This is a genomic window from Microbacterium sp. 22303 (assembly GCF_052045265.1).
In the GTDB taxonomy this organism is placed as follows: domain Bacteria; phylum Actinomycetota; class Actinomycetes; order Actinomycetales; family Microbacteriaceae; genus Microbacterium.
This window is the reverse complement of the sequence record NZ_JBQEOQ010000008.1, coordinates 105,079-129,898: the sequence shown is the minus strand read 5'-3', so window position 1 is coordinate 129,898 and position 24,820 is coordinate 105,079. Positions and strand designations below refer to the sequence as shown.

23 protein-coding genes and 1 tRNA gene are annotated in these 24,820 nt (G+C 70.5%); 14 read left to right on the top strand and 10 right to left on the bottom strand.

Going from position 1 to position 24,820, the window contains the following annotated elements; translation table 11 throughout:
- The first annotated feature begins 110 nt into the window (after nt 1–110).
- Both ACTJI8_RS19310 and ACTJI8_RS19305 read left to right on the top strand, forming a co-directional pair.
- A complete protein-coding gene (locus tag ACTJI8_RS19310; protein ID WP_440735054.1) occupies nt 111–1,166 on the top strand; it encodes a homoserine dehydrogenase in 1,056 nt (351 codons plus the stop codon).
- A complete protein-coding gene (locus tag ACTJI8_RS19305) occupies nt 1,163–2,578 on the top strand; it encodes an aldehyde dehydrogenase family protein (protein ID WP_440735053.1) in 1,416 nt (471 codons plus the stop codon). Before ACTJI8_RS19310 ends, ACTJI8_RS19305 begins: the two co-directional genes overlap by 4 nt.
- Before the next feature lie 34 nt (nt 2,579–2,612).
- On the opposite strand, the gene ACTJI8_RS19300 is transcribed toward ACTJI8_RS19305, so the two are convergent.
- Entirely contained in the window at nt 2,613–3,041 is a 429-nt protein-coding gene (locus ACTJI8_RS19300) for an Lrp/AsnC family transcriptional regulator (protein WP_440735052.1), read from the bottom strand.
- A gap of 104 nt (nt 3,042–3,145) precedes the next feature.
- On the opposite strand from ACTJI8_RS19300, the gene ACTJI8_RS19295 reads away from it, so the two are divergent.
- Complete coding sequence (locus ACTJI8_RS19295) at nt 3,146–4,345, top strand: trans-sulfuration enzyme family protein (RefSeq protein WP_440735051.1); 1,200 nt, start codon at nt 3,146–3,148, stop codon at nt 4,343–4,345.
- Between the two features lie 12 nt (nt 4,346–4,357).
- Here the strand turns inward: ACTJI8_RS19295 and ACTJI8_RS19290 are convergent, their stop codons facing one another.
- Nucleotides 4,358–5,032 carry a TetR family transcriptional regulator gene (locus ACTJI8_RS19290; protein WP_440735050.1) on the bottom strand — a complete coding sequence of 225 codons (675 nt, stop codon included), beginning with the start codon at nt 5,030–5,032 and terminating at the stop codon, nt 4,358–4,360.
- Nucleotides 5,033–5,090: 58 nt separating this feature from the next.
- On the opposite strand from ACTJI8_RS19290, the gene ACTJI8_RS19285 reads away from it, so the two are divergent.
- Both ACTJI8_RS19285 and ACTJI8_RS19280 read left to right on the top strand, forming a co-directional pair.
- Nucleotides 5,091–5,870, top strand: a complete 780-nt coding sequence (locus tag ACTJI8_RS19285) for an SDR family NAD(P)-dependent oxidoreductase (RefSeq protein WP_440735049.1) — start codon at nt 5,091–5,093, stop codon at nt 5,868–5,870.
- A gap of 59 nt (nt 5,871–5,929) precedes the next feature.
- Nucleotides 5,930–6,325, top strand: a complete 396-nt coding sequence (locus ACTJI8_RS19280; RefSeq protein ID WP_440735082.1) for an ester cyclase — start codon at nt 5,930–5,932, stop codon at nt 6,323–6,325.
- Nucleotides 6,326–6,467: 142 nt separating this feature from the next.
- Here ACTJI8_RS19280 and ACTJI8_RS19275 read toward each other — a convergent pair.
- Together ACTJI8_RS19275 and ACTJI8_RS19270 are read right to left on the bottom strand one after the other, a co-directional pair.
- Nucleotides 6,468–6,540, bottom strand: a tRNA-Arg gene (locus tag ACTJI8_RS19275).
- A gap of 114 nt (nt 6,541–6,654) precedes the next feature.
- Nucleotides 6,655–7,296, bottom strand: a complete 642-nt coding sequence (locus ACTJI8_RS19270) for an asparagine synthase (protein WP_440735048.1) — start codon at nt 7,294–7,296, stop codon at nt 6,655–6,657.
- Nucleotides 7,297–7,431: 135 nt separating this feature from the next.
- Here ACTJI8_RS19270 and ACTJI8_RS19265 point away from each other — a divergent pair, with 135 nt between their 5' ends.
- Nucleotides 7,432–8,283 (top strand): SDR family NAD(P)-dependent oxidoreductase, encoded by an 852-nt coding sequence (locus ACTJI8_RS19265; RefSeq protein WP_440735047.1) that lies wholly within the window; start codon nt 7,432–7,434, stop codon nt 8,281–8,283.
- A 4-nt stretch (nt 8,284–8,287) separates the two neighbouring features.
- Here ACTJI8_RS19265 and ACTJI8_RS19260 read toward each other — a convergent pair whose 3' ends face one another.
- From ACTJI8_RS19260 to ACTJI8_RS19250, 3 genes are all read right to left on the bottom strand, one after another.
- Complete coding sequence (locus tag ACTJI8_RS19260; protein WP_440735046.1) at nt 8,288–8,998, bottom strand: GntR family transcriptional regulator; 711 nt, start codon at nt 8,996–8,998, stop codon at nt 8,288–8,290.
- A gap of 89 nt (nt 8,999–9,087) precedes the next feature.
- Nucleotides 9,088–9,618, bottom strand: a complete 531-nt coding sequence (locus ACTJI8_RS19255; RefSeq protein WP_440735045.1) for a gluconokinase — start codon at nt 9,616–9,618, stop codon at nt 9,088–9,090.
- Nucleotides 9,619–9,633: 15 nt separating this feature from the next.
- Nucleotides 9,634–11,091: a GntP family permease gene (locus tag ACTJI8_RS19250; RefSeq protein ID WP_440735081.1), complete on the bottom strand. Its 1,458-nt coding sequence runs from the start codon at nt 11,089–11,091 to the stop codon at nt 9,634–9,636.
- 143 nt (nt 11,092–11,234) lie between these two features.
- Between ACTJI8_RS19250 and ACTJI8_RS19245 the strand changes: the two genes are divergently transcribed.
- The 3 genes from ACTJI8_RS19245 to ACTJI8_RS19235 all read left to right on the top strand — a co-directional run bounded on the left by ACTJI8_RS19245 (nt 11,235) and on the right by ACTJI8_RS19235 (nt 14,425).
- A complete protein-coding gene (locus tag ACTJI8_RS19245; protein ID WP_440735044.1) occupies nt 11,235–11,957 on the top strand; it encodes a FadR/GntR family transcriptional regulator in 723 nt (240 codons plus the stop codon).
- A gap of 240 nt (nt 11,958–12,197) precedes the next feature.
- Nucleotides 12,198–13,481, top strand: a complete 1,284-nt coding sequence (locus ACTJI8_RS19240) for an alpha/beta fold hydrolase (protein ID WP_440735043.1) — start codon at nt 12,198–12,200, stop codon at nt 13,479–13,481.
- Between the two features lie 113 nt (nt 13,482–13,594).
- Nucleotides 13,595–14,425, top strand: a complete 831-nt coding sequence (locus ACTJI8_RS19235) for a VOC family protein (RefSeq protein WP_440735080.1) — start codon at nt 13,595–13,597, stop codon at nt 14,423–14,425.
- 25 nt (nt 14,426–14,450) lie between these two features.
- Here the strand turns inward: ACTJI8_RS19235 and ACTJI8_RS19230 are convergent, their stop codons facing one another.
- Genes ACTJI8_RS19230 through ACTJI8_RS19220 form a run of 3 tightly spaced genes read right to left on the bottom strand, consistent with a single transcriptional unit; the run spans nt 14,451 to nt 19,623 of the window.
- A complete protein-coding gene (locus ACTJI8_RS19230; protein WP_440735042.1) occupies nt 14,451–16,436 on the bottom strand; it encodes a DUF2264 domain-containing protein in 1,986 nt (661 codons plus the stop codon).
- Nucleotides 16,433–17,605 (bottom strand): substrate-binding domain-containing protein, encoded by a 1,173-nt coding sequence (locus ACTJI8_RS19225; protein ID WP_440735041.1) that lies wholly within the window; start codon nt 17,603–17,605, stop codon nt 16,433–16,435. Before ACTJI8_RS19225 ends, ACTJI8_RS19230 begins: the two co-directional genes overlap by 4 nt.
- Nucleotides 17,602–19,623: a hypothetical protein gene (locus ACTJI8_RS19220; RefSeq protein WP_440735040.1), complete on the bottom strand. Its 2,022-nt coding sequence runs from the start codon at nt 19,621–19,623 to the stop codon at nt 17,602–17,604. Before ACTJI8_RS19220 ends, ACTJI8_RS19225 begins: the two co-directional genes overlap by 4 nt.
- A gap of 143 nt (nt 19,624–19,766) precedes the next feature.
- On the opposite strand from ACTJI8_RS19220, the gene ACTJI8_RS19215 reads away from it, so the two are divergent.
- The 5 genes from ACTJI8_RS19215 to ACTJI8_RS19195 all read left to right on the top strand — a co-directional run bounded on the left by ACTJI8_RS19215 (nt 19,767) and on the right by ACTJI8_RS19195 (nt 24,771).
- Nucleotides 19,767–20,786, top strand: a complete 1,020-nt coding sequence (locus ACTJI8_RS19215) for a hydroxyacid dehydrogenase (RefSeq protein ID WP_440735039.1) — start codon at nt 19,767–19,769, stop codon at nt 20,784–20,786.
- 66 nt (nt 20,787–20,852) lie between these two features.
- On the top strand, nt 20,853–22,127 hold the full coding sequence (locus tag ACTJI8_RS19210) for an ABC transporter substrate-binding protein (RefSeq protein ID WP_440735038.1): 1,275 nt from the start codon (nt 20,853–20,855) through the stop codon (nt 22,125–22,127).
- Nucleotides 22,128–22,220: 93 nt separating this feature from the next.
- Complete coding sequence (locus ACTJI8_RS19205) at nt 22,221–23,147, top strand: carbohydrate ABC transporter permease (protein ID WP_440735037.1); 927 nt, start codon at nt 22,221–22,223, stop codon at nt 23,145–23,147.
- Complete coding sequence (locus tag ACTJI8_RS19200; protein WP_440735036.1) at nt 23,147–24,055, top strand: carbohydrate ABC transporter permease; 909 nt, start codon at nt 23,147–23,149, stop codon at nt 24,053–24,055. The genes ACTJI8_RS19205 and ACTJI8_RS19200 overlap by 1 nt, the downstream gene beginning before the upstream one ends.
- Complete coding sequence (locus ACTJI8_RS19195; protein ID WP_440735035.1) at nt 24,052–24,771, top strand: DUF624 domain-containing protein; 720 nt, start codon at nt 24,052–24,054, stop codon at nt 24,769–24,771. The genes ACTJI8_RS19200 and ACTJI8_RS19195 overlap by 4 nt, the downstream gene beginning before the upstream one ends.
- Nucleotides 24,772–24,820: the final 49 nt, after the last annotated feature.

The following is a 24,820-nucleotide window of genomic DNA, read 5'->3' as shown; positions in this document are numbered from 1 at the left end:
GGACCGCCGCAACGGCAGTCCCCGCCGCCACTCGGGCAGGCGCGCCCCGCCACCCCGCGCCTCGAGGATGGGGGCCGCAGTATCCATCCACTCTCTCGAAGGAGTCCGCCGTGCATCGTCACGACCTCGCCCTCATCGGCTTCGGCGGCGTCAACCGCGCCCTCGCCGAGATCGTCCATACCCGTGGAACGGCGCTCGCCGACGATCTCGGTTTCGAACTCCGCGTCGTCGCGATCACCGACCTCCGGCTCGGCTCGCTCATGCGCGCCGACGGAATCGACCTGGGCGCGGTGTTCGCGATGCCCGAGGGCGCCACGTTCGCAGGCATGCCCGGCGGCGCTGCGGTGCCGCAGAACGACTTCATCATCCGCAACACCACCGCGGACATCGTCGTGGAGGCCACGTTCACGAATCCGGTCGACGGAGAGCCTGCCGTGTCGCACGTGCGCGCGGCGCTCGAGAGCGGGAAGAGCGTCACGACCACGAACAAGGGCCCGGTCGCACTCGCCGGCGCCGAACTGCACCGCATCGCCGCCGACCACGGCGTGCGGTTCGCGCACGAGGGCGCGGTGATGAGCGGAACCCCCGTGCTCCGCTTCGCGTCGGACATGCTCCGCGGCACGCGCATCTCGGGGGTCGAGGGGATCCTGAACGGTACGAGCAACTTCGTCCTCGGACGGATGGAGGCCGGCGCGACGCTCGCCGACGCCGTCGCCGAGGCGCAGGCGCTGGGTTATGCCGAGGCGGATCCGAGCGCCGACATCGAGGGATCCGACGTGCAGCTCAAGGTCGTGATCCTCGCCAACGAGATCCTGGGCGCCGGAATCACGACCGCGGACGTCGTTCGTCGCGGGATCTCCGCCATCACACCGGAGGACATCGCCACGGCGGCCGCCGAGGGCCGGCGCTGGAAGCTGATCGGATCGGCCACCCGCACCGCGGACGGCGAGGTCGTCGCATCGGTGGAGCCGGTCGCGCTGCCGCTCGCGCACCCGCTGGCGGGCGTGTCCGGAGCCACCAACGCGGTCTCGTTCGACACCGACATGCTCGGCGCCGTGACTGTGTCGGGCCCGGGCGCCGGCCGCATCGAGACGGCGTACGCGCTGCTGTCCGACATCATCGCGATCGACGCGCACCAGCGCGCCCTGGCGGAGACGGCACGATGAGCACCGCCCCCACCGAGACGCGCCACTCCGACGTGAGTCGCGACGAGCTGCTCGTCCACGATGCCTACGACGGTCAGGTGATCGGAGCGGTGCCGCGCAGCACTCCCGCAGACCTGGAGTCCATCCTCGCGCGCGCCACAGCGGGCTTCGCGATCGCGCGAGGGCTCACCCGATTCGAGCGCCACGGCATCCTCGATCGCGCCGCCGCGCTGCTGCGCTCCCGGTCCGACGAGGCCGCCGGGCTGATCGTCCGGGAGGCGGGCAAGACCATCCGCCAGGCCCGCAAGGAGGTGCGCCGCGCCGTGACGACCCTGTCGCTGTCGGCAGAGGCGGCCCGCTCGAACGCGGGCGAGGTGATCCCGTTCGACGCGTTCGAGGGATCCGCCGACCGGCGCGGCTGGTTCACCCGCGAACCGCTCGGCCTGGTCGTCGCGATCACGCCGTACAACGACGCCCTCAACCTGGTCGCGCACAAGCTGGGTCCTGCGCTGGCCGCCGGGGATGCGGTGATCCTGAAGCCGTCTCCTTTCACGCCGATCACCGCTCGCTTCCTCGTCGGCCTGCTCATCGAGGCGGGAATGCCGCCCGAGGTCGTCACCGTCGTGCACGGCGACCGCGAGCTCGCGCAGGCGCTCATCGCCGCGCGCGACGTGCGTCTGGTGTCGTTCACGGGCGGCTTCGCGACCGGCGAGGCGATCGCCCGCGGCGCCGGACTCAAGCGGCTCGCGATGGAGCTCGGCGGCAACGCCCCGGTCATCGTGTTCTCGGACGCGGACGTCCCCGCTGCCGTCGAGGCCTGCGTCTCGGGCGCGTTCTGGGCGGCCGGTCAGAACTGCGTCGGCGCGCAGCGGATCCTCGTGCAGCGCGAGGTGCACGAGGAGTTCCGCGCCGCCTTCGTCGCGCGCACGCAGGCGCTGATCGCCGGCGACCCCTCCGACGAACGCACGGACGTGGGGCCGATGATCTCGCACGCCGCCGCCGAACGCGCCGAGCGCCTCGTGGACGACGCGGTCGCCGTGGGGGCGCGGGTGCTCGCCGGGCACCGCCGAGAAGGATCCGTGTACTGGCCCACGGTGGTCGAGGACGTGCCGTTCTCCTGCGCCCTGTGGTGCGACGAGGCATTCGCGCCGATCGCCGTGCTCTCGCCGTTCGACACCGAGGACGAGGCCGTCGCCCAGGCCGACGAGATCGAGTACGCGCTGCACGCCGGTGTCTTCACCTCTGACCTGTCGCGGGCACTGCGCGTGTCGGAGCGGATCGAGGCCGGCGGCGTGATGATCAACGACTCCTCGGACTACCGGGTCGACAGCATGCCGTTCGGCGGCGCCAAATACGGCAGCATGGGACGCGAGGGCGTCCGCTTCGCCTTCGAGGAGATGACGCAGCCGAAGGTGGTCTGCCTCACGATCTGACCGGATCGAGGGGCGGCGCGGCGAGCGACGCCCCTCACGGATGATCGATGACCTGCGCGAGCGAAATCGACGTCACCGTGTTCGCCACTCCAGGAAGCGCGGCGATGTGCTCCCAGATCTCGCCGATCCGATCCATGCCGTCCGCCTGCACGATGGCGAGCAGATCGAACTCGCCGGACAGGACATCGCAGCGCACGATCTCGGGAATACGGGAGAGCTCTGTCACGACGTGCGCCCCGCGCATGCGGTCCTCCCGGTAGACCAGCACGATCGCGGTCGTCCTCCGGGACGCCGCCTCACCGGGCACGACGGTGTAGCCGCCGATGACGCCGTCGCGCTCCATCCGCTCGATGCGCTGCTTCACGGCGTTGCGGGAGAGATGCACGCGCGAGGCGAGAGCGACGAGGGGTGTGCGCGCGTCCGCCGTCAGCTCCGCGAGGATCCTGTGGTCCGTCCCGTCCATCTTGACCCTTCGTAATTCGTGCAATATAAACAACTGAAGATGCAGATATAACACACCAAGTATGAGGGCCGCCACCGTCGGCGGCCCCAGCCCAGGAGGATCGCATGCCCGAACGTCCCGACCGCACCCAGCCCGGCACCCTGTCCGATTCGAGCCTTGCCGTGCACGGCGGAATCCATGTCGATTCGACCCTGGCGCTGCGCACCCCGCTCGTCATGGCGAACTCGTACCAGCTGCCCGACGACCCCAGCGAGATCAGCTGGTCGGCCAATGCGCCGGGCCTCTACACCCGCAACACGGGCGTGAACCAGCAGGCCCTGCAGGAGAAGCTCGCCGCCCTGGACGGCGGGGAGGACGCGGTGGCGCTCGCATCGGGCGTGGCCGCCCTGCACGCCGTGTTCTTCACGTACGTGCGCGCGGGAGACCACGTCGTCGTCAGCGACGTGGTCTACGAGGCCACATGGCGCCTGTGGTCGGAGCTGCTGCCGCAGCGCTACGGCATCGAGGCGACGTTCGTCGACATCACCGACTTCGACGCCGTCCGCGCGGCCATGCGCCCGAACACCCGGCTGGTCTGCGTCGAGGCGATCGCGAACCCTACGACCCAGGTCACCGACGTCGCCGCGATCGCCGAGATCGCGCATGAGGCGGGCGCCCTCCTCATGGTCGACTCCACCTTCACCCCGCCGCCCGTGTACCGCCCGCTGCGGGACGGGGCCGATCTCGTCGTGCACTCGCTCTCCAAGTACATCAACGGTCACGGCGACGCCATGGCCGGCGCGGTCGTCGGGCGTCGCGAGCTCATCGATCCGATCAAGGCCGACGCCATGGTCGACGTCGGCGGCATCATCTCGCCCTTCAACGCCTGGCTGATCACGCGCGGCTCCGTGACGCTGCCGATGCGCATGCGCCAGCACGGCGAGTCGGCGCAGGCGATCGCCGAGTTCCTCGACGCGGATGCGCGCGTCGCGTACGTCTGCTATCCGGGGCTTCCGTCGCACCCGCAGCACGACCTCGCCGTCCGCCAGTTCGATCGCGGCTTCGGCGGGATGATGTCGTTCGCCGTCGACGGCGACCCGGCGACGCAGAACCGGTTCGTCGCGAACCTGCGCCTGATCACCTCGGGCTTCTCCCTGGGCCATGACGACTCGCTGATCGTGCACACCGGCACCGAGGGAGGGCGGGTCGCCGCCTACCCCGAGCCGTTCCGGCGGCTCGGGCACCTGCGCCTCTCGGTGGGTCTCGAGGACACGGCGGATCTCCTGGCGGATCTGAACGCCGCACTGGACGCCACGTTCGACTGAAGCCCGCGGAGCTCAGCTCGGTGGGAGGCCGAGGGTGGACAGCAGCATCCGCTCCAGGATGGCACCGCCCTCGGCCAGGGCCTCCGCGGCGGCGTCCCGGTCGCCCCGCGTCGTGACATCGATGGTGATCTTCAACCCGTCGAATGCGCCGACGAGGACAGTCGCGAGAATGGCGGCGCCCTGCTCCTCCGAGCCCGTCGTCGCGTCCTCGATGAGACCGGCGACGAGGTCGATCCATCGCTGAGTCATCTCCGCCGCGAGTTCTCGCGTCGATTCGACCGCCGCGAGATTGGAAATGAGCCGGGAGATCACCCAGGCATCAGGATCGGCGCGGTGCAGCTCGAGCATCGCGGGCAGCAGCCGCCGCAGGCGCGGCACGCCTGGTGCGGCTGCCTCGAGGAGGTTCTCGACGTCACGGAGCCACCGCGCCTGACGTGCTTCCAGGACGACGACGGCGAGGGTCTCCTTGCTGTCGAAATGGAAGTACACAGAGCCCTTGGACAGGCCGCTCGCATCGATGATGTCGGCCATCCGGGCCTTGTCGTATCCAAGCCGGGCGAACACGCCGGCAGCGGCATCGACGATCGCCTCCCGCGAGGCCGCGCCCTGGGCGGTGGGGCCGGCCGGTCGACCGACCCGTCCCGCGCGCGGAGCGGGCTCGTCGAGAACATCTGGACGCTGAGACACCCTCGTAGTATATTCTCGCTTAAATAGACCGACTGGTTTGTTTAATTAAAGGAGTATCGTGCGCACCATCGCCGCAGGCAGCACCACACTGATCACGGGCGCATCATCGGGCATCGGTCGCGCCTTCGCCCAGCGCATGGCCGCCGCCGGCAGCGACCTGATTCTCGTCGCACGTCGCCGGGATGTTCTCGAAGAGCTGGCCCGCGAACTGACCGCGCACCATCGGGTGCAGGTCACCGCGATCTCCCATGACCTCGACTCCCCGGGCGCTGCTGCGACGTTGGTGGCCCGGCTCGCCGAGGAGGGGATCGTCGTCGATGCGCTCATCAACAACGCCGGTCTCGGCATCCACGGAGACGTGGGCACGGCCGGTCTGGAGACTGCGATGACACAGATCGCCGTGAATGTGAGCAGTCTCACGGCGCTCACCGCGCTCCTGCTGCCGGCGATGCTGGCCCGCGGGCGTGGAGCAGTCATCAACGTAGCGAGCACCGCGGGGTTCCAGCCCGTGCCGCACATGTCGGTGTACTCGGCGTCGAAGGCGTTCGTGCTCACCTTCACGCGTGCGCTCTGGCGAGAAACGCGCGGTACCGGAGTCGACGTGCTCGCGCTCTGCCCCGGCGCGACCGATACCGCGTTCTTCGCCACCGCCGGAGACGCCGCCTCCGTCGGCAACAGGCGTACGCCGGAGCAGGTCGTCGAGACGGGGCTGCGCGCCCTCCGGCGCGGGCGCCCCTCGGTGGTCGACGGACGTGCCAACGCGTTCGTCTCCTGGCTCGCCCCACGACTGCCCGAACGCCTGGCGCTGGACATTGCCGAACGCTCCGTCCGTCCCTGAACCCAGACCCGCACCGTCACCCTTCACACCATCTGATCAGAGGAGATCACACCATGTAGATCCACGACTTCGCCCAGCGTGCCGCCTCGGCTGTCAACGCGCACGACCCCGCGGCGATCATCGCCCTCTGGGCCGAACCCGCCGAATACGACTCGCCCCTCACCGGTCCCCAGAAGGGACTCGATGCTCTGTTCGAACGCGAGAACGCCCTCTTCGAGGGCTTCAGCGACCTGCGGGCGACGATCGATCCGCTCGGGCAGGAGGGTGACACGGGTTCGATGCTCGTGCGGTTCGAGGGAACGCACGACGGCTCATACGCGGGCCTGGCCCCCACCGGCCGCGCCATCGCCCTCGAGATGATCGCCGTCATCACATTCGGAGACGACGATCGCGTCGTCTCCGAACGCATCTTCATTGACACCGCCGACATCGCGGCACAGCTGGGGCAACTCTGATGGCGCGGGCGTATCCGAATACCCGCTGACGTTCCGGTCCGCTGATTCAAGCGAGACGGTCAGCGATCGACCAGCCGGCTCGACCCGGGAAAAGCGAAACGGCCCGCCGAAGCGGGCCGTTTCTTACTGTCTCAACACAGTGTGCGCCTGGAGGGACTCGAACCCCCAACCTTCTGATCCGTAGTCAGATGCTCTATCCATTGAGCTACAGGCGCATCCGGTCTTTCACAAGACCGCCCGCTCTCGCGGGCCTCGTCAACAATACCCCAGAGGCGGGGCGGAACGCGAATCGAGAGCGCCGCGAACGGTACCGCCGGGCGTGGCGGGGATCAGAGCATCTGGCGAGCGGCGCGCTTCTCCTCGCGCTCCGCCGCCTTCGCGGCCGCTTTGCCGGCCTTCTCCGCAGCCTTGTCGGCCTTCTCGCGGTTCTTGCGGCGCGCGCGCTGGTCCGAGGCGAGCGCCTGCAGGTCGACGAGCCGCAGCGCCTGCATCCGCGCCTCACGCATCGTGGCGTAGTCCGGATCCTCGTCCGGCCGCATCGCCTCGACCGTGAGCCGGCTCTGCAGGTTCCCTGCGACGTCGCTCCAGGCGGCGGCACGCGCCGCCTCCACGAGGAACCGCAGCGTCTCGGGGTCGTCGGCCATCTCGCGCAGCCGGTCGGCCACGGCGGAGGACTGCTTGGCGCGCTTCTTGAGGTTTCGCACGTCGCGGTCGCGGTAGTCGTGCGTGCCGTGCGGATCGGAGTACCGGCCGTGGGCGCGCTTGCGCAGCTTGTTGGCGAGCTCCGCCGCCTCGTCCGACTCCGCGGCAAGTGCGAGCAGCGCCTCGTGCGCGTCGTTCATGTACTTGGCGACGTCGAAGGATCCGCCCTGCGCGATCGTGCCCACGAGGATGTGGTTCTTGACGGTCAGCCGGGCGGCGGATGTGGCGATCGCCACGCCCTCGGCAATGACGTCCGCACTCTTTCCCACTCCGACCTCCTCCTCGCATCCACCGTACCGGTTCCCGTTCCGCAACAGCAGGGCGATGCGGCAGGATGGGACAAGCGTCTGCGCCCACCCGACGCATGCGACGAAGCGTGCGAGGGCGCAGCGGTAGGAGGAGCGTTGCCCGTTCTCGACGCATCAGGGTGCAGCAGTGCCATCACCGGCGCCGCCAACGGCATCGGTGCCGACACCGCGAGAGCGCTCGCGCGCCGCGGCGCGGCTTTGGCCCTCATCGACCGGGACCGGGTCGGCCTGGCCCGCATCGCGGACGAATTGCGCGCCACCGGCACCACCGTGACGGTGCATCCGGTCGACCTGCGCGACGACGACGCCGTGGCCGCCGTCGGCGAAGACGTCGAAGCCGCGCACCCCGAGCTGCAGACGCTCATCACGTGCGCCGGATCCTCGATGCTCGGATCCCTCGACCAACTCTCCATGGAGGAGATGCGCTGGCTGATGGATGTGAACCTCTGGGGCACGGTCTCGATCACCAAGGCGCTGCTGCCGGCCCTGCGTCGCGCCCCCGCTGCGCACATCACGCACATCGCCAGCATCTACGCGATCGCCTCGCCCGGCGGGCGGATCCCCTACTCCATGACGAAGTTCGCGGTGCGCGCGTTCTCCGAGGCGCTCATGCACGAGCTCGAGGGATCGACGGTCACGGTCGGTGCGATCTACCCCTCGGGGGTGCGCACGGGCATCATCCTGCACGGGCGCTACGCCTCGTCGATCGACCCCGGGGTGGCCGGCCGCGCCGCCGCCGCACAGGCCGCGATGTACCACATGGAGCCCGCGGACGCGGCCGAGCGCATCGTGCGCGCCACGCTGCGGCGCAGGGCTCGCACGCTGATCGGGCGGGAGACCCGCCTCGTGGATGCGCTGGTGCGGCTCGCACCGGTGCGCTACTGGGGGCCGATGCGGCACCCGCTGCGCGAGGCGATCGACACGACGACCCCGATGTCGCCACGCTGATCGGTCACTCGCCGGCGACGGAGGCCTCCTGGCGGGCCGCGGCGCGCGCACGGATCGCGGCCGTCTCTGCGTTGTACTCGGCGAGCTTGCGCAGGGCCGTCTCGGTGCCCGCCCTCAGATGACGCTGCACGCGCAGTCGCAGCGTCGCCGTGTCGCGCGCCGCGAACGACTCGAAGATGCGCGCGTGGTCCTCCGCCATGGCGATCAGGTCGTCGTGGTCGCGGAACAGCAGCAGCAGGCGCCCGCGCATCATGCTCAGGATCTCGTTGACCGTGGCGTTGTCGGCGAGCTCCGCCATGATCAGGTGGAACTCCGCCGCTGCGGCATGCGCCGCCTCGGCGTCGCCGACCCCCGCGGCGGCGTACTCGCGCTTGAGCGCCGCCTCGACCTTCGCGATCCCGTCCGACGTGTGCCGGAGCGCCGCGATCTCGAACACGAGGACCTCCAGCACGTCCCGCACCTGCGCGATGTCGCGCACGTCATCCTCGGTGAACTGACGGACCACGGCCCAAGAGCGCGGGCGCGCGGTGAGCATCCCCTCGGCGAGCAGTTGCCGGATCGCCTCGCGCACCGGCAGCCGGCTCACGGCGAGCTCCTCGGCGATGTCCCGTTCGATGAGCCGGTCGCCGGATCGGCGCTGCCCGGACAGGATCGAGTCGCGCAGGAGCCGGACCACCCTGGCCGACTCGAGCTCCACGCTGCCCGCGTTCCCCATGGGGCCATTGTGGCACCGTCGGGGCCGGCTGCGCCTTGTCGGACCGGGTCCATCAACGCCGACCCAGCCCGACGCGCGTGCCGATTCGGTCAGGGCCGGGTCGGCGTCCCGTGCTCCGCGAGCCAGTCGAGCACCTGCTGCGCCGCGTCCTGCACCGGCAGCGCCGCGTCCACGACGAAGCCGGCTTCACCGGACGCGAGCGGCTCGAGGGTGTCCAGCTGCGAATCCAGCAGCGACGCCGGCATGAAGTGCCCGAGCCGGCGCCCGAGGCGCTCCGCCAGGTCGTGCTTGGTGCCCTTCAGGTGCACGAACTCCACTCCGGGCCGGGCCAGGATCTCGCGATAGCTGCGTCGCAGCGCCGAACAGGTCACCACCCCGGGCTGCCCCGCCTCCTGCTTCGCCACGATCCAGTCACGGATCAGTTCGAGCCATGGGCGGCGGTCCTCGTCGGTGAGCGGGATGCCGGCCTCCATCTTCGCGACGTTCGCCGCGGGATGCAGGTCATCCCCCTCCTGCAGCGCCCAGCCCAGGCGCCCCGCCAGCACTCCGGCCAGCGTGCTCTTGCCGGATCCGGAGACCCCCATGACCACGAGGATCGTCGGCGGTGTGTTCTGCGACATCAGCGACTCCTCCGGTCAGCCTACGAAGGCGCCGATGATCAGGACGCCGACGAGGCCCGTGACGGAGATCAGGCACTCCATGATCGACCACGACTTCAGCGTCTGCGGGATGCTCAGGCCGAAGTACTCCTTGATCAGCCAGAAGCCTGCATCGTTGACGTGCGAGAGGAACAGCGAACCGGCTCCGATCGCCAGGACCAGAAGAGCGGATCCGCCCGCCGACATGTGCAGGTCGTGCACCAGCGGCTGCATGATCCCGGCGGCGGTGATCGTCGCGACGGTGGCGGATCCCGTGGCGACGCGGATCAGCACCGCGACCAGCCAGGCGAAGAACAGCACCACCGGCAGCGCGCCGCCGACGTCCGAGATCGCGTGTGCGATCACCGTGCCGATCGTGGAGTCGACGAGCACCTGCTTGAAGCCGCCGCCCGCACCCACGATGAGCAGGATTCCCGCGATCGCCGGCAGCGAGGACGACACCGAGGCGCCGACCTCCTGGGAGCTCATGCCGCCGCCGCGACCCAGCACGACCATGCCGACGACCACGGCGATGAGCAGCGCGATGATGGGCTTGCCGAGGAAGTCGATGATGCCCTTCACGGCCGAGGTGTCGGTCGGAGCGACGATGTCGACGATCGCGGCGAGCAGCATCAGGATCACCGGCAGCAGGATGCTGAACAGCGTCGCGCCGAAGCTGGGCCGCCTGCGGGCCTGGACCGCCGCGGTGTCACCGGGCTGCGCGGTGTCCTCCGCCGTCTCGAACAGCGCCGGCACGGGCACATCCACCCAGCGGGCGGCGAGGCGGCCGAACAGCGGGCCGGCGATGATCACGGTCGGGATCGCGATGAGCACGCCGAACGCGAGGGTGACGCCGAGGTTCGCGCCGATCAGGCCGATCGCGGCGAGCGGCCCGGGGTGCGGCGGCACCAGACCGTGCATGGCGGACAGGCCCGCGAGCGTCGGGATCGCGATCTTCATGAGCGAGACGCCGGAGCGGCGGGCGACCAGGATGATGACCGGCACGAGCAGCACGAGGCCGACCTCGAAGAACATCGGCAGGCCGATCAGCGCACCCACCAGACCCATGACCCAGGGCAGCGCCGCGGCGCTCGCCTTCGAGATCAGGGTGTCCACGATCCGATCCGCGCCACCCGAGTCGGCCAGCAGCTTGCCGTAGATCGCACCGAGGGCGATCAGCACGCCGACGCCTCCGGCGGTGGATCCGAAGCCGTTGGTGAAGCTCAGCACCGTCTGCGTGGCGGACATGCCCGCGACGAGACCGGTGACGAGTGCGCCGATCACGAGGGAGAGGAACGGATGCAGCTTGACCCAGGTGATGAGCACCACGATCGTCGCGATGCCGATGAGCGCAGCGAGGATCAGCACCCACTCCGGGGCGGTCGTCGTGGGGGGAACGGGATCGGCGGCCGAGAGGAGAGTCCCGGGGACGGCGGCGAGCAGGTTCGATGACATGGCCATGAGCTTCCTTGGTCTGGCGGAGAGATTTCGCTTCAGCGTAAATGATAAGTAGGACTTAATCAAGCAGAGGTCCTCAATAAGCCCTTCTACAGTTCATTCGCACGTCATCTTGCCGGGCTATCGCCATAATGGGCTTCATGGCAGAAGGGACCCGCGAGGCGGCCTCCGCGCAGCACCGCCGGCTGCTCGACACGATCGGCGTGCGCATCGTGGAGGGACACCTGGCGCCCGGCGCCCGGCTGCTGACCGCAGAGGTCGCCGCCGAGTTCGGCGCGTCCCGGTCCGCGATGCGCGAGGTGGTGCGCGTGCTCGAGACCATGGGCATGGTCGAGGTGCGCCGCCGCGCCGGGGTGGAGGTGCTGCCCGCCGATCGGTGGAGCCCGTACGCCCCCGAGGTGATCCGCTGGCGGCTGGACGGATCCGGCCGGCTCCGCGCCCTGCACGAGCTCAGCCAGCTGCGCTCCGCGATCGAGCCGCTCGCCGCCCGGCTCGCCGCCGCCCAGGCCGGTCCGGAGCACCGTGCCGCGCTCGTGAAGGCGGTGCTCGGGATGGTCGAGCACGGCGACAGGGCCGACGAGCCCGTCTACCTGCAGCACGACATCGACTTCCATGCGGCTGTGCTGCGCGGCTCGGGCAACCCCTACCTCGCCGGTCTCGCCGACGTCGTCGCCGAGCTGCTGCACGGACGCACCGCGCACGCGCTCATGCCGCACCGCGCGGACGAGACCGCCCTGCGGCTGCATCAGGACGTCGCGGCCGCGATCACTTCACGCGACCCCGAGGCTGCAGCGACGGCGATGGCCGCGATCGTGACCGAGGCCGACGACGCCGTGGAGGCGATGGGGAAGCCCGGAGCCTGAGTCACGCCCGGTCGCTGAGCCTGTCGAAGCGCCCGGGCGCCTCGGTCGCGTCCCGCTCGGTGGTCGCGTATTGCGGTTATTGCACTCGGGGAACCGCAATCTGCGACCACTGAGCGCGTCGGGAACGTCCTCCTCGGGGACGGATCCTCGCGTCGGCCCGTGTCCGCCCCGAGGGCTGCCTTAGCCCACGGATAGGTTCCGGCCAGCGCCCGCCTACACACACCCGCGCATAATCGAGGCATGGCGACGGTGAAGAACGAGGCGGGGCGCAGGACGCGGGCTCCCAGCGCGCTGCCGCGCCTGCTCGCCGCCTCTATGCGCGGGGTGCGCCGCGTGCGCCGCCCCGCGACGCCGACCGCGCCCGCATTCGACCTGGCGTATGTGCGCACCGGACCGCGTTCGTCCCTGCCGATCGTCGTGATCCCGGGCGGACCCGGGCTCGGATCCGTGCTCCCCTATCGACGCTTCCGGCGGCGGGCCGCGGCCCTCGGGCTCGACGTCATCATGATGGAGCACCGTGGCGTGGGGCTGTCCCGCGCCGAACTCGACGGGCACAGCCTGCCGCTGTCGGCGATGCGCATGGTCGACGTGATCGACGACCTCGCCGCCGTGCTGGATGCGGAGGGCGTGCGCCGCGCCTACATCTCGGGCTCCTCCTACGGCAGCTACGTCGCGGCCGGATTCGGCGCCCGTCACCCGGAGCGCGTGGCCGGGATGCTGCTGGACTCCGCCCTGCAGTCGGTCGCGGATCGCGATGCCGAGCGGGCGATGATCCGCGAGCTGTTCGTCGACGGGGACGCCCGGATCGCCGCGTCGGTGCGCGAGCTGCTGGACGACGGATCGGATCCGCGGATCCTCCTCGGCGTGCTGCGCGCGGCCTACGAGCTGGGCGGCGAGGGGCTGCTCGAGCCGCTGCTGCGTCAGCGCGTGCGCGGCGCGCGGCGCGCCGGCGACAGCGGTCGTCGGCCCGGTCGAGGCTCCTCCGGACGCGGCTCGGTGTGGTCTGCGCTGGAGGCGTACGTCGACAAGGGCGAGTCCGAGGCGCACGTGCCCGGGTTCTACGAGTTCGATCTCGTCGGCGCGATCGCCTTCCGCGAGCTGGGATTCGGTCCGGATCCGGACGGATCCGTCCTCGACCCCTCCCTCACCTACGCGTCGATCGCCGACCGGTTCCCCCGGTTCGCCGGCGAGCCCTTCGACCTGACCGCCGCGGCGGCGGACTTCGACTGGCCGACCGTGCTGCTGACCGGATCCCGTGACCTGCGCACCCCGGCCGCCGTGGCGCAGCGCGTGGCCGAGGCCGCGCCGGACACGGTGCTCGTCGAGATCGAGAACGGGCACAGCGCCCTCGAATCGCACCCGCTCGCCCTGCTGCACGCGCTGCAGCGGCTGAGCCGTGGCGAGCAGCGGCGCCTGCCCGCCGAGAGCGCGATGATGAGCGCGCTCCCCCGCCGCGGGTTCGTGGCCGGCCTGCCCCGGCTGCTCGCCACGGGCACGCGCTGGGAGGCCGCGCTCCGGTCGTGAGACCGCGCGGTGCGCGCCCGGCGATCGGTCCATACCGGAATGGATCCCCGGTCCATTCGGTTGCATAGACAGTGACATCCTCCCGCTCCGATCTCCTCGCCGCCGACACCGCGATGGGCGCGGTGACCCTGCTCGTCGCCGACCTCGACGCCATGACCGCGTACTACCGCGACGCGGTCACGCTGCGGGTGCTGTCGGCCGAAGGCGACCGGGTGGTGCTGGGTCGCGGAACCACGCCGGTGGTGATCCTGCAGCACAGCCCCGAACTGAGGCACGCGGCACCGCGCGCAGCCGGTCTGTTCCATACCGCGATCCTGTTCGAGACGCAGGCGGCACTGGCCGCTGCGCTGTACTCGGTCGCGCAGCGCGCCCCCGGGACCTTCACCGGCAGCGCGGATCATCTGGTGAGCCAGGCCTTCTACTTCACGGATCCCGAGGGCAACGGCGTCGAGCTGTACTGGGATCGCGATCGCACGCAGTGGAGCTGGGCGCACGGCCGGATCGAGATGGACACCCTGTACCTGGATCCGAACGCCTTCCTGGGTGAGCACCTCACCGAGTCCGCCGCCGAGGATCCGGTGATCGGCGGCGCGACCGTGGGTCACGTGCACCTCTCGGTCGGCGACGTGACCTCCGCACGCGAGTTCTATGTGCAGCGACTCGGATTCGAGACGACGGCGGAGCTCGGCGGATCCGCGCTGTTCGTGAGCGCCGGCGGCTACCACCACCACATGGCGATGAACACCTGGAACAGCGCGGGCGCCGGCCGGCGCTCCCCGGCACTCGGCCTCGGCCGCGTGGACATCACGCTGCCCACCGCGGACGACCTCGGATCCGTGGCCGAGCGCATGACGCACTTCGGCGTCCCCGTGCGCGACGACGGGCGCACGCTCGCCTTCGAGGATCCCTGGGCGAACGCGATCCGCCTCACGACCGCGGGCTGACCGGACCGTCGGCCGCCGCGCGATCTCAGCCGATCCGCACCGCGCTCACCGCGCCGTCGGGCCAGCTCACCTCGAGGATCGCGTCGCCGCCGTCGGTCGCGACCGCACGCGCCGAGGGCGCCTGCTCTGATCCGCGACCCAGGCGGACTGCCGCGATCACGACGTCACCCTCGCCCACCACCCCGAAGTCGAGCAGGGGGATCGACACGACTTCGCCGATCGGCGAGACGCCCGCCTCCGTGCGCACCGACGCGGCGACCGCACCGCCGCCGATCCCCGCGAGCGGCCACAGCTCGGAGCGCAGCCCGTCCAGGTCGAGCGCGATCGCGGCGTCGTCCCGCTCCACGACCGCCTCGGTCGAACCGGTCAGCGGCCACCCGCTCACGCGCACCGGGAGCGGCGCCGCAGCGACGCCCTCGCGCGGCAGCCGCCGGGTCGCGCGCACCTCCCACGAGCCGCGGACCACGCTCGCCGTCGCGAGCAGCGGTCCGTCGGTGACGACCCCCGCACGTCCGGATCCGTGGTCGTACCCGGCGCCGTCGGCGCTCGAGTCCACCCAGTGCGCGTCAGCCACGGACGTCGCGAACGCCGCGATGCCGTCGTCGCCGATCGCACCGCGGGCGAACCCGGTGCGATGCGTGGAGCGCCCTGCGGCATCGAGGGCGCCCACCATGTTGTCGGCGGGGTCGTCGATGGTCGCGCCGGTGAGCGGCGGCAGCGTCGCGCTGGAATAGCCGAACCGGGCGTACAGCGCCGAGTCGCCGATGCGATCCCCTTCGAAGGCGTGGTCCGCGCCGTGGTTGATCACGCGCACGACGCCGTCGGCCGCGGTGCCGCTGACCAGCCAGCCGGCCGGACGGACAACGCGGCGCACGTCGCCCTGCTCGATCGGCAGCGGCTCCTCCACGGCCGTCCAGACCTCGTGGTCCGCGGTCAGCACCAGTCCGAGGAAGCCCTTCGACGCCCAGTACGGCGAGCCCGCGCCGGAGTACGTCTGCGCCATCGCGGGCCATTCGCCGAACAGCCCCATCGTGAGCAGGCCGCGCTCATCGATCGCCCCGCGCTCCACGAAGGTGCGCAGCTCACCCGAGGCCGCCCGGCGCAGCAGTCCTGGCGGCAGCCGGGTGGCGCCGGAGACCGCGCCCATCCACAGCGGCGCGGCGGTCGCAAACCGGTAGATGAGGCTGCGTCCCTGCAGCACCGGCATCCCGTCCGCCCCGATGAGCGCCGCGTAGTCGTCGAGAAATTCGGTGAGCCGGGCCTTGAAGACGGGCGCGAGCGCGCCGGATCCGAACCCCTCCGCCCCTTCGGATCCGGCCCACAGCAGCGGATACAGGTGCATCGCCCAGCCGCAGTAGTAGTCGTAGGCGCGCCATGTTCCGTCAGCCCACCACCCGTCGGCCTGGTAGTAGTCCTCGATGCGGGCGAGATCGGCCGCGATGCGCGCGGGCTCGTGCGGTCCGCCGACCGAGGCGAGGAACGTCTCGACCGTGATCCGGAACCACAGCCAGTTGTTGTCGGGGTACCAGCCCACCGGGTTCAGGGCCAGCCAGTCGATGATGCACTGCTGCGCGGTGGCGTCGAGCGTATCCCACAGCCACCGCCGGGTGAGCTGCAGTCCGAGCGCGATCGATGCCGCCTCGACCTCGGCCTGCGCCTGCTCGGCGGGCAGGATCCAGCGCTCCGGATTCGACGGGTCGGTGCCGGCGACCAGCCCGTCGCGGTACCAGTCCAGGAAGCCGTGCGGATCCTCCCCGCGCTCCCCGGTGAGGCGGAAGGCGAAGAGCATGAACGAGCGCGCGAAGCCCTCCAGGCCGTCGCTGTCCGCGCCGCTGCTGCTGGTCGGCCCTGGCAGGCGCACCTGGCTGCGTGTGGGCGTGAAGTACGGCCGCAGCGACAGCAGCAGATGGTCGGCGATGGCCGCCCAATGATCGCGGGTCCATCCGGTGCGCGGCGAGAGCGCACGGTCCTCGGGCGGCAGGATCAGGCGGGCGGGGTCGAACGCGGTCATGGGGTCTCCTTCGTGCGGGCGGCGGTCGGTGCGGGTGCGAGCGGGACGGGATCCGCCGGAGTCGCGATGCTCGGCCGCAGGGAGGACTCGCGCACATGCAGCTCAGGGCTGAGCTTCACCCGGAACGCGGGGCGGCCGCTCCCGGCCTCGAGCCGGGCGATGAGCAGGTTCACGGCCTCGCGACCGACGTGCCGCTTGGGCGGGCGGACGGCGGTGATCGCGGGGTCGCCGAAGCGGGCCACATCGTCGTCGTAGGCCACGATCGCCAGGTCGTGCGGCACCCGGATCCCCCGGTCCAGCGCATGCTGCTCGAGGGCGAGGGCCTGCGGATCCGGAAGCACGATGACGGCCGTGGTGCCGGTGTCCGTGATGACCTGCAGCGCGTCGTCCATCGCGCGCTCACGGCCCGCGGTGTCGAAGCGCACGCCGTTGATGCAGGCGGCGTCGGTCGGCAGCCCCAGCGAACGCAGCGTGCTCTCCCACCCGCGCCGCACGTAGCGGCCGGTGGGCCGCTCGGTCTCGGTGATCAGCCCGATCCGCTCGTGGCCCTGCTCATGCAGGTGCCGCACGGCGAGCGCGGCGCCCGCGGTGTGGTCCGACACCACCGAGTCCAGATGCGGCGCCGCGGCCGCGGAGCGCACTCGGCGCTCCGCGAGCACGACGGGCACCGGCAGCGCGTCGAGCCACTCCAGCATCTCGATCGCCTGCTCCCCGAAGGTGTCGGGGGCGACGATGAGCCCGTGCAGGCCCGGGGTGTTCAGCAGCGCCTCGACCTGGCGGCGGTTGTCGCGCAGCTCGTACGTCGATGCGCGCAGGAGCAGCCGGGCACGCAGCTGTGCGGCCTGGGCCCTCGCGCCGTGCACGATGGGCGGCCAGTAGTAGTCGAGAGAGGGCACGACCATGCCGATCGTGTAGCGGGTGACGGCCGGGTCGTGTCCGGCGAGCACGGGGCTGAGCCCGGGTTCGAGGCTGCTGCGCAGGGTCGCTCCGCCGTGCACGCGCGTGACGAGGCCCTGCTGGGCGAGGGTGTTGATGTCGCGCCGGATCGTGAGCTCGCTCACACCCAGGTGCGCCGCGATCGTGGAGACGCTGACGGAGCCGTGCTCGCGGATCTCGTCCATGATCCGCTCCCGGCGCTGCAGCGCGAACAGCGGATCCCGCCCGCTCACGACAGCTCCTCGATCACGGTCGTGAACGAGCCGGCCCGTCCGCCGACGTCGTAGACGAGGCGGGTCAGCCGCGGACCCCACACGGCGATGAGCTCGGGATCGTCCAGCTCCCATACCTCGAGCGCGGGCGCGACCGGTGCGTTCCCATCGTCCGCGGCGATGCGGATCCGGTGTCCGTCGGCGGCGACCTCGACGGCGTCGCCGGACGGCGTGACCACCCCCGCCGCGATGACGTGGATCCGGTGCGCGCCGTCCTCGCTCAGTCGCCACCGGTCGGCGACCTCGATGCGCTCCGTCCCGCCGGCGGATCCCGATGCGTCGAAGCGGAACGTCCGCCGCCAGGAGTCGCCCGCTGCGAGCGGGTAGGCGGCCGCGAGCTCCAGTTCGAGCACGGCGGCCTCGCCCACGGGCGGGATCGGGCCCGGTTCACCCTGCGGCGCGGTGATCACCTGCGCTGTGAACCCCGGCCCCTCACCCTGCTCCAGGCCGTAGGGGGCGGGCGCGCTGTGCCAGCCGCTCTGCATCGCGCGGACCCGGTACCGCTCAGCGCTGAAGGTCTGCGCGGTGTAGGTGGGTTTGCCGACGTCGACGAGCAGTTGCCGGCCGCCCGCGGCGACGAGGAAGGATCCGAGGTCCTTGTGGTTGTGGTTCTCGTCATTCGTGCCGCCCTTCGCGGCGAGCGCGAGCCCGGCGGCCGAACCGGCCTCGGCACGGCGCACCAGCACCTGCACCGACGGCAGCCAGACGGCGGCGGGAAGCGGGGCGGCGGCCGGCACGGCGTCCCGCCACGCCGTGTCGGCGAGCGCGCGGACCAGGCGCGGCAGCCCGCCTGCGACCTCCGCCACCGGCTGCCCCGGCCGGCGTGCGGCCCGCGCCCACGCGGTCACGCTCGTATCGCCGGTGAGACTCCCCCAGCGGAACGGGAGCTGCCACGGCTCGTGCCCGCGGGAGCGCGCCCAGCCATCGGCCACGTTCACGTACCAGTCCCCGCCGAGGTGCATGCGCATCGGGAACCGCAGCGTCTCGGCGACCACGGGGATCCCAGTGGCGTCGAGCCCGCCGTCGGTGATCGCGGCCACGATGTCGAGCATCTCGAGCATGCGCCCCGCGCCGTTCCACCAGTACGCGACGCCCTCGTCGATGGCCCCGTCGGCGGGCAACTCCGCGACGTAGCGGTCGAGGCTGTCCAGAGCCCGCGCGAGTATGCGCGCCACGCGCTCGGGGTCGTCGAGCAGCAGCACGGCGGCGAGCAGCACGTTGCCGACGATCCACGGGTTCCAGTTGTTGACCTCGCGCCAGTACCCCAGCCACCACAGGTCGTCGCGGGTCTCGAACGGGGTGAACACGCGCGCCTCGGCCTCGTGCCGGATGCGCTCGCGCAGCCCGGGCCAGCTCTCGTCCCAGCACGGGCCGAGCACCCGGTCCGCGACCGCCAACTGCGCCACGATCTCGCCCGCGACGAGGTCCAGATAGGGCGCGGCGACGTCGGGCAGCACGAAGCCGCGCCGGGCGTGCGCGTCGTCGTGCGCCGGAAGCGACCAGGTGCTCTGCTCGCAGAGCACCACGGCACCGTCGGCCGCCTCGTCGATCCATATCGGGTCATCGGTCACCGCGGCGGCGATCACCGCACGGGTGAGTCGCTCCTGCCGATCCGACACCGCGCGCTCGTACGTCGCGCGGTCGCCGTCGCGGACGTAGCGGGCGAACAGAGAGCCGAGCGCATCGACCCAGGGGCGGCCGTGGGTCTCCGCGGCCGCGACGCTGATGCGTTCGATCGTGATCGGATCCACGTCCTCCCACACGTCGCGGCGCTCGATCGAGGGGATTCCGACTCGTTCGCGCAGTGCCTCGGCAGTGAGCTCACCGACACTCCCGCGCAACGCCTCTGCGCGCATCGCCGGACCCCACTCCGCATACAGCGGACCGCGGAATTCCGCGGCTCGCACGGCCGTGCCGTACGGCGGCACGGCGTGCGCGCTGACCCGGGAGAGGGCGTCCGTGTCGGGGCTGCGCGTCATGATTTCAACCTTCGCTTGTGCTTGTATCTGTTCGACTCTGAACGTTTGGTTTCGTCTCGAACGAGTCCGAGTATCTACTGAGTTCAGCGACGACGCAATGCCCTGCTTCGTCGGGATCTGACGAAGGACGGAACCCCCTGGGAATGACCGCAACGACCACCCCCAACGCTCTCGTCGTCATGTCGCGCGAGGTGTTCGAGCGGCAGTTCGACGCCGCACGGATCGCCCGCCTGCGCCGCCTCGCGACCGTGCCGGAGCCGGTCTTCACGGACGACCTCGACGACCCGGCCCTCGCCGAGCGGCTGGCTGAGGTCGAGGTGCTCCTGACCGGCTGGGGCGCCCCGCGCCTCGACGCCGCGCGACTCGATCGGATGCCGAAGCTGCGCGCGATGCTGCACTGCGCCGGGTCCATCCGCGCACAGGTGAGCGACGAGTTCTGGCGGCGCGGCATCCGTGCCGCGTCCGTCGCGGAGGTCAACGCGGTGCCCGTGGCAGAGTTCACCCTCGCGGCGGTCATCTTCGCCGGCAAGAAGGCGCCGTTCATCGCCGCCGACCCCGAGACCCGCCGCCAGAACGGGCTGCGCGCGGAGCGGTTCGGCCGGCTCGGCAACCTCGGCCTCACGATCGGCGTCGTCGGATTCAGTCGCGTGGGCCGCCGCGTCGTCGACATCCTGCAGCAGCTCGCGGACGTCACCGTCCTCGTCGCGGATCCCTACGCGGATCCGGCCGAGATCGCTGCGGCGGGTGGCGTGCACACCACCCTCGAAGACCTGCTCCCCCGCGTCGACGTGCTGTCGCTGCACGCACCGGAGCTGCCGTCCACCCGGCACATGATCGGCCCGGCGCAGCTGGCAGCTCTGCAGGATCACACGACCGTGATCAACACCGCGCGCGGCAGTGTGATCGACACCGCAGCGCTCGAGCGCGAGTGCGCGAGCGGTCGCCTGAACGCGATGCTCGATGTGACCGACCCCGAGCCGCTCCCCGCGGACTCGCCGCTGTACCGCCTGCCGAACGTCATGATCACGCCGCATCTGGCCGGCTCGCTCGGCTCTGAGCTGTACCGCATGACCGACGCCGCGCTGGACGAGCTGGAACGCCTCACCGCCGACCTGCCCCTGCTCGAAGAGGTCACCGTCGACGCCCTGCAGCTCAGCGCCTGACCCGCCCTCGCACTCCTCCGCCCGCCCCGCACACACCCTTCATCCACTTTCAAAGGAGAACCTCGCATGAAGCGATCCCTCATCGCCGTCGGCACCGTCGCCGCGGCGGCCCTCGCCCTCGCCGGCTGCGCCGGCACGTCCGCGCCGGCCTCCACGCCCTCGGGCGGGAAGACGACGTTGCGCATCTCGGTGTGGAACTACGCGCAGACGCCCGAGTTCAAGGCGCTCTTCGACGCGTTCCACGAGGCGAACCCTGACATCACGATCGAGCCCGTCGACATCCTGGCCGCGAACTACGAGGACAAGGTCACGACGATGCTCGCCGGTGGTGACACGACCGACATCATCACGGTCAAGAACCTCACCGACTTCGGCGGCTACGCGCAGAAGAAGCAGTTCGTCGGGGTGAACGACCTGGTCAAGGCGCTGCCCGCCGACAAGATCCCGGCACTCGACGAGTACAAGGCCGGCGGCACCTACTACGCGGTCCCGTACCGCCAGGACTTCAGCGTGCTCTTCTACAACAAGCAGATGTTCAAGGACGCCGGCGTCGCCGATCCTTCCAGCCTCACCTGGGACGAATTCGCCGCCGACGCGAAGAAGCTCACGAAGGGTGATGGAGCGGACAAGGTGTACGGCGCCTACATCCACACCTGGAACTCGATGGTGCAGGGCTACGCGTCCGCACAGCAGGACAAGGGCTTCGACAAGCCCGACTACTCCTGGATGAAGGACCAGTACGACCTCACCCTCGGCATGCAGAAGGACGGCACGATCCTCGACTGGGGCACCGCGAAGAGCCAGCAGGCCCAGTACAAGACGGTCTTCGAGACCGGCAAGGCCGCCATGGTGCCGATGGGCACCTGGCTCATCTCGCCGCTGCTCGCCGATGCGGCCGCCGGCACCACGTCGGTGGACTGGGGCATCGCTCCGATCCCGCAGATCAAGAGCGGATCGAAGGTGACCACGATGGGCGGCCCGACCGGCTTCGGCATCAGCAAGAACTCGAAGAACCAGGATGCGGCGAAGAAGTTCCTGTCGTTCGCGGCGGGAGCAGACGGCGCGAAGGCCGTCGCGTCGATCGGCATCGTGCCCGCGTACCACAGCGACGAGATCACGAAGCAGTACTTCGGCCTGAAGGGCATGCCGCAGGACGCGACCTCGAAGAAGGCCTTCACACCCGACACGATCCGCCCCGACGGCGCGACCGGCACCCTCGCTGCGCAGCTGCAGGGCGTGCTGGACCAGGAGCACCAGCTCATCATGACCGGCAGCAAGTCGGTGGACGACGGCATCGCCGAGATGGAGAGCCGCGTCACCTCCGAGGTGCTGAACCAATAGCTCCGGTCCGCGCCGGATCCGGCCCCTGAGCTCGTCGAAGGGGTCGGATCCGGCGCACCAGGCGTCCCTCCCCGAACCGGATCAAGGAAGATCATGACCACCCTCACCGACCGGCCGTCCGCGGCCCCGCCGCGCTCGGTGGCGAGCCGCCGGATGCGCCGACGCAGTATCCTCATCGGCTGGAGCTTCATCCTGCCGAACTTCCTCGGGTTCGCGCTGTTCACCCTGGTGCCCGTGCTCGCCGCGTTCGTGCTGGCGTTCATGAACTGGGACGCGTACAACCCGCCCACGTTCGCCGGGATCAAGAACTTCACCCGCCTCTTCGGCGACCAGAACTTCCACGTGGCGCTGGGCAACACCCTGATCTACGCCATCGGCCATGTGCCGCTCACCCTGGTGTGCTCGCTCGCTCTCGCGATCCTGCTCAACCAGAAGCTGCGTGGCATCGCGTTCTTCCGCGTGGCGATCTTCTTCCCGTACATCACCTCGCTGGTCGCCATCGCGATCGTGTGGAACATGCTCTTCGACCCGGTGAACGGGCCGATCAACCAGTTCCTGCATCTGCTCGGCATCGCGAACCCTCCGGGATGGACCTCGAGCACCGGGTGGGCGCTGCCCGCGGTGATCATCACCAGCGTGTGGCGCGACATGGGCTACTACATGGTGCTGTTCCTCGCGGGCCTGCAGGCGATCCCGCAGGAGTACTACGAGGCGGCAGCCATGGACGGCGCCGGGCGCTGGCGCACCTTCTGGAACATCACGCTGCCATCGCTGCGGCCCACGACCTTCCTCGTGCTCGTGCTGCTGAGCGTGTCGAGCTTCAAGGTCTTCGATCTCATCTTCGTGATGACCGGCGGCGGGCCGGGGCGCGCGACGCTCGTGCTCTCGCAGCTCATCTATCAGGACGGAATCCTGAACGGCCAGTTCGGATACTCCTCGGCGATCTCGCTCGTCCTGTTCCTCATCGTCCTGGTCGTGACCGTGTTCCAGTTCCGGATCCAGCAGAGAAGGGAGCGCTGATGTCGACCCTCACCTCCGACCTCGCCCAGGAGCTCGACGGCGGGCGCGCGCGGCCGCCCGTTCCGGCGCGACGCGGCAGCCGGCGGATCCGCGCGCGTCTCGGCCGCATCGCGATGTACGTGCTGCTGGTCCTGCTGCTGACTGTCGTGCTGCTGCCGTTCCTGTGGATGCTGTCCTCGTCGTTCAAGCACGACGACGAAGTGCTCACGGTGCCCGTGCAGTGGCTGCCGACGAGCTTCGTGTGGAGCAACTACGCGCAGATCTGGACCCAGATCCCGATGGCCGGCTACCTCGCGAACTCGGCGTTCCTCGCGATCGTCATCACGATCCTGCAAGTGCTCACCGGAAGCTTCGCCGCCTACGGCTTCGCCAAGGTGCGCTTCCCCGGGCGGGACGCCCTGTTCCTCGCCTACATCGCGACGATCGCGGTGCCGTGGCAGGCGTACATGATCCCGCAGTACATGATGATGCAGAAGGCGGGCCTGACGAACACGTTCACGGCGCTCATCCTGCTGCAGGCGTTCGGCGCGTTCGGGGTGTTCCTGATGCGGCAGTACTACATGACCATCCCCGACGAGCTCAACGAGGCCGCGCGGATCGACGGCCTCAGCGACTACGGCATCTGGGCGCGGATCATCCTGCCGCTGTCGAAGCCCGCGCTCGCCTCGCTCGCCCTGCTCACGTTCGTGAACACCTGGAACGACTACATGGGGCCGTTCATCTACCTCTCCAGCAACGAGCTGTGGACGGTGCAGATCGGGCTGAAGTCGTTCATCGGCCAGTACTCCGCGCAGTACGCGCTGATCATGACCGGATCCGTGATCTCGATCGTCCCGATCCTGATCATCTTCCTCGCCGGGCAGCGCTACTTCATCAGCGGCATCGCGACGAGCGGGATGAAGGGGTGAGCACCGTGACCGACGATCTCACCGTGCCGCCGCGGCGGCGGATCCTGCACCTGCGGCACGAGACCATGGAGTCGATGTTCGCGTACGCGTACGTGATCCTGATGACGGATCTGCTGCTCGTGCTCGCGAACCTGCCCCTGGCCCTGCTGCTGTTCGTCGCGCGCGATGCGCTGCAGGCCTGGCCGACCGTGCTGCTGCTCTCGCTCACGCTCGCCCCGTCGCTGGCCGGCGCGTTCGAGGTGTTCCGCCGGATGCGCGGTGACGAGCCCCCGCGTCCGTTCGCGGCGTTCTGGCACGGCTACCGCACTCGCGGTGCGGCGGCCGCGCTGATGGGCCTCGCCACAGGACTCGTCGTCGGGTTCGTGCTCTACGACGGCGCGGTCCTCACGGGCACCGCCTGGGCGCCCCTGCTCGCTCCGACGCTCGCGGTGGTCGCCGCCTGGGCTCTCGTCGCGTGCACCTCGTCGCTCGCCGGGCTCGTGCTGTATCCGCAGGCGTCGGCGCGCGCCATCGTGAAGGCCGCGGTCTACCTGTCCGTGCGGCGCTGGTACTTCAGCGTCTTCGCGCTCGTGCTGCTCGGGCTCTCTGCGGCCGCGGTGATCGTCCAGCCGGTGCTCGGCGCTCTCGTGCCGGGGCTGCTCCTGTACGTCGTCTTCGCGAACGCCGACTTCTCGTTCCGCCGCGCGCTGCAGGCGGAGCGCACCGCTGCGGGCTGACCATCACGCCCGGCGACGATGCGGACGGCACGCCGTGCCCCTGGACGGG